Origin of the sequence: Bacteroides sp. AM32-11AC (genome assembly GCF_003603515.1) — a bacterium.
GTDB classification, from domain to species: Bacteria; Bacteroidota; Bacteroidia; order Bacteroidales; family Bacteroidaceae; genus Bacteroides; species Bacteroides uniformis.
This window is the reverse complement of record NZ_QTNH01000020.1, coordinates 79,688-85,238: the sequence shown is the minus strand read 5'-3', so window position 1 is coordinate 85,238 and position 5,551 is coordinate 79,688. Positions and strand designations below refer to the sequence as shown.

At 45.3% G+C, this 5,551-nt stretch carries 4 protein-coding genes and 1 pseudogene; all 5 read right to left on the bottom strand.

What is annotated here, in order from left to right:
* Positions 1-766 (bottom strand): annotated as a pseudogene (locus DW800_RS18390) (RHS repeat-associated core domain-containing protein); the annotation flags it as partial.
* A gap of 88 nt (positions 767-854) precedes the next feature.
* Positions 855-1,307, bottom strand: a complete 453-nt coding sequence (locus DW800_RS18385) for a hypothetical protein (protein WP_035447390.1) — start codon at positions 1,305-1,307, stop codon at positions 855-857.
* A gap of 1 nt (position 1,308) precedes the next feature.
* The gene (locus tag DW800_RS18380) at positions 1,309-3,423 is read right to left on the bottom strand and encodes an RHS repeat domain-containing protein (RefSeq protein WP_373162570.1); all 2,115 of its coding nucleotides are present in this window, start codon (positions 3,421-3,423) and stop codon (positions 1,309-1,311) included.
* A 251-nt stretch (positions 3,424-3,674) separates the two neighbouring features.
* A complete protein-coding gene (locus DW800_RS18375) occupies positions 3,675-3,884 on the bottom strand; it encodes a hypothetical protein (RefSeq protein ID WP_035447395.1) in 210 nt (69 codons plus the stop codon).
* Positions 3,865-5,551, bottom strand: a 1,687-nt coding sequence (locus tag DW800_RS19990) for an RHS repeat-associated core domain-containing protein (protein ID WP_243634927.1), incomplete at its 5' end; no start/stop codon positions are given. The genes DW800_RS19990 and DW800_RS18375, both read right to left, overlap by 20 nt.

Below are 5,551 nucleotides of genomic sequence, written 5' to 3'. Positions count from 1 at the left end.
CCTTATTCAAATCTTTCGTTAAATTACCATTGACATCGTAGGCATACTCCCCTGCAGCGCTTGCACCGTTCACAAAGGCAGTGTTTGTACCGTATGCCGCGGTACTCACGGCATCGTCCACACGGCTCAACTGATTGCCGTTCAGGGTGAAAGTCAGATTATCAAGCAGGCCGTAGGCACTGGCACCAGTCTGACCGTAACGTTGCAAACTCTTGATATTGCCGTTCTTGTCATACCCCGTCACATTCTCACTGAAACGGTTGGCGTTCGTGCTGATGCCTGCTGTCTCGCCATAAGTAGCATTCAGCATCCGGTTCAGTCCGTCATAAGTGAACTTGTAGCCGCGGACGGTGCTTGCCGTTCCTGCCTTCCACGTCATGCTGCTGATGCTGCCGTTATACTTGGCAGGCCCGTTGCCGGTGTTATAATACAGATTCTGCGTGAACTTCGTTCCGCTGATGCCCGTCAGCCAGCCGCGTACATTATAGGCGTAAGCCTGCCTGTCCGCGTCGGAGCCGTGCAGCGACTTCGATTGCAGACGACCAAGGTTATCATAAGCATAGGCAGCAAGCGTCACCTTCGCCCCTCCCAATGTATGCTCCACCTTGGAGAGCCTGTCTGCATGGTCATAGCTGTAAGTGTATGCTTCCGTCCGGCTGTCCTTCCCGCTTGCCGTGTGCGTATGCGTCACCGTGGCAGGCTTGTCCGTAAAGGTATAGACCGTGGATGTCACGTCGTACCGGTAACGGAAAGCGTACCGCTCCAAGTCAGCATGCTCCTATATGAAATTCCCTGCTTACATCCAACATAAGCAGGGAATTGTTTAGATTATAGAATCAGAGATTCTTAATATATCAATATTCGAGCCAAAAATAATCAGGTGTACGTAAAGTATCCCACAACAAAATACCACCGTTGGAGCTACATGAAATTACAATATTGGGAATATTATCAATCCGGTATCGGAACGTACTATCTATGACCCTTTTTCCACAATATAATACCGTATCCAGAGATGTGACACGTATCTTTATTTTTAAACTATCATATCCGCTTTTATCGAAACGGGTGATTTCCATTCCAAGCCAATCTTCATGGTAGTCCAATATTTGGTCATCCGTCTTGTTCACATACAGTCCATTAAAAACAAGGCTGTCATTCACCCAACATTGGATATAATCTTTACCGGTACGCTCCTTAAAACCAGTACCTACTCGAATCATGAAATCATTCTCTGAGTCCAAATGACCAATGCACGCCACCAGCATGGCAAGTATGATTATAAAAATAAATATACGTGTCTTCATATTACTGCCTTCTTTTAAGTTTTTGCCTCCAGTTAGGAATATGCCTATTCAACTTGTTATGGATATAATTATCTCGGACTGTTTGTATCTGAGAACGGTTTAACTGAGTTGCTTTAAGATAATCTCCATCAAAATCTTGAATAACTTTTTTCTGTGTCATCAAGTTTTCCACATTCATTGTATGCCCCAATCCTCCTGAATGACCAAGTTCGTGAGCAAAAGTCCGGTTATCATCATTGTTCAACATATTAGAAACCGCTTTCGTTCCTATTTTCACATCCAGACTATTTTTATAAGTCTCAGCCATAACTACACTTTTATCCGTTTTTGTCAACATATCTTGATCAACAATCTGCAAAACGTGTTCAGTGTCCTTTATATCATCCACCGAGTTGACAGTTCTCAATTGCATATCCATAGTCGAAACAAAGTCATCACCTGAAATCGTATATGCGGCATTCACTTGCTCTACTATTTGTCCAGCCAAAGTCTTTATATCAAGCTCCTTATTATTAGAATTATTTATCAAAGCCGCTCTTACCGTAATTTTATATTCTATCTTATCCGTTTCACGATTATAATGGGTTTGCACGCGCCAATCATTTCCATCCGGATCAATGCGACCGACAGGCTCATTTCCACAATAGACATAAGGAGATACTTTAAAATGTTTGTCATATAAAGCATCAACCGTTATAAACCTTCCCAACACCGCATCATAATGCCTCGCCCCATAATCATACCAATTCAAACCCTTCTTCGTATCAAGCTCCTTACCGTTGTACTTGTAAGGCTGAACATTGCCTGCACTTGCAAATACCCCGCCGAAAGGATAGTAATGGCTCGTCTCTTCTACCGTGCCGCTCTGGCTGATGACTACCCGGTTATTCCCCTGATGGTCTTTCAAGTAGTAGTGATACTTGCTGTCGCTCAAAGTAATATAACCCTCTTCGGTAAGAAGCAGCTTCTGGACTCCGTTTTCATAGATCACATTGCCGCAATAGTCAGTCGTTGTGGTTGTACTGCCTATCTTATGGACTGTTCTCAGCTTTGTGCCGTCGGCTCCATAAGTATAGGTGATGGTACTTCCGTCACTGAACGTTACTGCATTCGGCAAATTTAAGAAATTATATGTAATGCCGCTAATACCTTTGTTTAAATCTTTAGTTAAATTGCCGTTGGCATCATAAGAGTACTCATCGGCGGCATTGGCACCGTTTTTGAACTCGAAGCCGCCATTGTAGGTGGAAGCCGCTACCGCATCATCCACGCGGTTCAACTGATTGCCGTTCAAGGTGAGAGTCAGGTTGTCTATCATGCCGTAGGCGGTTGAAGAGAGTTGCCCGTAACGCTGCAATCCCTTGATGTTACCGTTTTTGTCGTAGCCCGTCACGTTCTCACTGAAACGGTTCGCGTTCGTGCTGATACCTGCTGTTTCGCCATAGGTGGCATTCAGCATGCGGTCCAGTCCGTCGTAGGTGAACTTGTAACCGCGGACGGTGCTTTCATTCCCGGACTTCCAGGTCATGCTGCTGATGCTGCCGTTGTAGCGGGCGGTACCCACACCCGTATTGTAGTACAGGTTCTGGGTGAAGCGCGTACTTGTGATGCCCGTCAGCCAGCTGCGGAGGTTATAGGCATACGTCAGCTTGTTCGCCGCAGAGCCGTGCAGGGACTTGGTACTCAGACGGCCGAAACTATCGTACGTATAGTCTGCCAGAGTTATTTTGGTTCCTCCCAAAGTATGCTCCACCTTGCTTACACGGTCTGCATGGTCATAGCTATAGGTATAGACTTCCGTACGTGTGGACTTGCCGCTTGCGGTATGGCTATGCGTCACCGTGGCGGGCTGTCCCGTAAAGGCATAGACCGTATTAGTCACGTCATAACCGCCCAAAAGATTGTTCTGTACGACTTTAGTTACACGCCCCTTGACGTCATAGTAATAGCCTTTGTAAATTTTAGTACTGCTGCCGGATACAGTCACCGCGCTTCCTGTCAGGGAGCCTTTACTGTAGCCCGAAGTGTCGTTCGTGAACTGGCTCGTCGGGAAACCCGTACCGCCCAGTTCTGCACATGCACCACCTGATCGGAAGAAACCGTCTTGTTCGTGCACTCCCCCTGTTGCGTCAGCCGTCCACCGTTGTCATACACATACTCCGCGAGCTGCGCATCCGGAAGCTTCTTCCAAGTGCAGAGATTACGGTGGTCGTCATACACACAATAGGTATCCTACGTCTCGCTGATAGAATAACAAAAACTATCCTAACATACAAGATATGGAATATCTGATGTTAGGATAGTAATTAGATAGATTGGTTTTTAATCAACCTATATCAGAGGAAGACAGTAGTTCGTTACGACGAATTAACCTAAAGCATCAGGCTCTAATAAATCTGGATGTAGTATTACTGATTTATCTAATGCTCTAACAAAATGAGATTTATGGGAATATAATACTTGATACTCCTCACTCTTCTCATTTGCCCAAACTTTCAAAACTACAGCCGCTTCTAAGGGTAAACTCTTCCCGCAGAAACAGCAAACAACCATTTCTTTATTTAATATTCCATCCATAATTTTTCGCTATTCTATTAATAGATTTTTGAGACCAATTTCCCATTGTTGTTATTATACCTTTCCTCCCTTCTACAACAGCATTAAATCTACCGGGAGTAATTTCATGAAGATAAACTGTAGCTCCATCAGCCTGAGTAAAAGCCTTTCCTACAGACTTTGTTACTCTTACTTCATTCACAGAAAGTACCCCTCCTCTCGTTGCCGTTGTTCCAGCAATCCGTTGCACTCCGTGAGCAGTTGATTGTATTGCATTTTGAGTACCTCTTCCTGCCACCTTTCCTACAGCCCATCCTATTGCCTTCCCCAACAACATACCGCCAAACTCTCCGGCACCAAAGCCAAAGGCAGCTTCGCCTATAGGTCGCGCAATAGCATCTATAGAACGACTGTTCAGAGAATTGAAAAGGGCAGACTTAGAGTCTTCAGATAAAGGACTGGTTTTACCTAAGAACTGATTCTGAAGTTTACCGCTGGAGGCTATCAAGTCAAAAGCATTAACAGCCTGATTGGCTAAGATACCTCCATTCTGATAGAAGTTCAGATAGTTGTCATTACCTAACGCAATAGAGGCGGATGAACCGATATTTGTATAGCCTTTTAAAGCTTCACTACCTTCCTGCCAACGTAAATTCCCTTGCTTATCTTCATACCAGTCAGCTCCTGTTGGGTCTATTCTGCTGATAGGGTTGTTACCACAATAAGCATAGAGACTTGTATTGAAGTAGTTTTCAGCAGAAGGGTCCACCGTTGCAAACCTCCCCAGCGCCGCATCATACATACGTACCCCGTAGTCATACCAGTTCAACCCCTTCTTCGCATCAAGCTCCTTGCCGTTATACTTATAAGGCTGGGTATTGCCTGTACTTGCAAACACACCACCGAAGGGATAGTAATGGTTCGCTTCCTCTACCGTGCCGCTTTGGTTAATCACAACCCGGTAATTACCCTGATGGTCTTTCAAGTAGTAATGATACTTGCCGTCACTCAGTGTCACATAACCTTCTTCGGTAAGAAGCAACTTCTGAACACCGTTCTCATAGACCACATTTCCACAATAGTCAGTTGTGGTGGTTGTACCTCCTATCTTATGTACAGTCTTTAGCTTGGCGCCGTCACCTGCATAGGTGTAGACAATCGTACTCCCGTCACTGAATGTCACCGCACTTGGCAAATTTAAACAATTATACGATATATTGCTAATCCCCTTGTTTAAATCTTTAGTTAAATTTCCATTGGAATCGTAAGTGTATTCGTTCGCCTGCTTCACACCGTCCTTGAACTCGAAACCACCATTGTAGGCAGAAGCTGCTGCCGCATCGTCCACACGGCTCAACTGATTGCCGGCGAGGGTGAAAGTCAGGTTATCAATCAAACCGTAACTGGAAGCAGCGGTCTGACCGTAACGTTGCAAGGTCTTGATGTTGCCGTTCTTGTCATAGCCCGTCACGTTCTCGCTGAAGCGGTTGGTGTTCGTATTGATGCCGGCTGTTTCGCCGTAAGTGGCGTTCATCAGACGGCTTAATCCGTCGTAAGTGAACTTATAGCCACGGATAGTGCTCTCATTTCCAGCTTTCCACGTCATGCTGCTGATGCTGCCGTTGTATTTGGCGGTGCCGGTGCCGGTGTTGTAGTACAGATTCTGTGTAAACTTGCTTCCACTAATT

What these genes read in the sequence shown, in the direction of transcription:
- DW800_RS18385 (WP_035447390.1), bottom strand. Translation starts at nt 1,307, where the DNA reads ATGAAGACACGTATATTTATTTTTATAATCATACTTGCCATGCTGGTG.
- DW800_RS18375 (WP_035447395.1), bottom strand. Translation starts at nt 3,884, where the DNA reads ATGGATGGAATATTAAATAAAGAAATGGTTGTTTGCTGTTTCTGCGGG.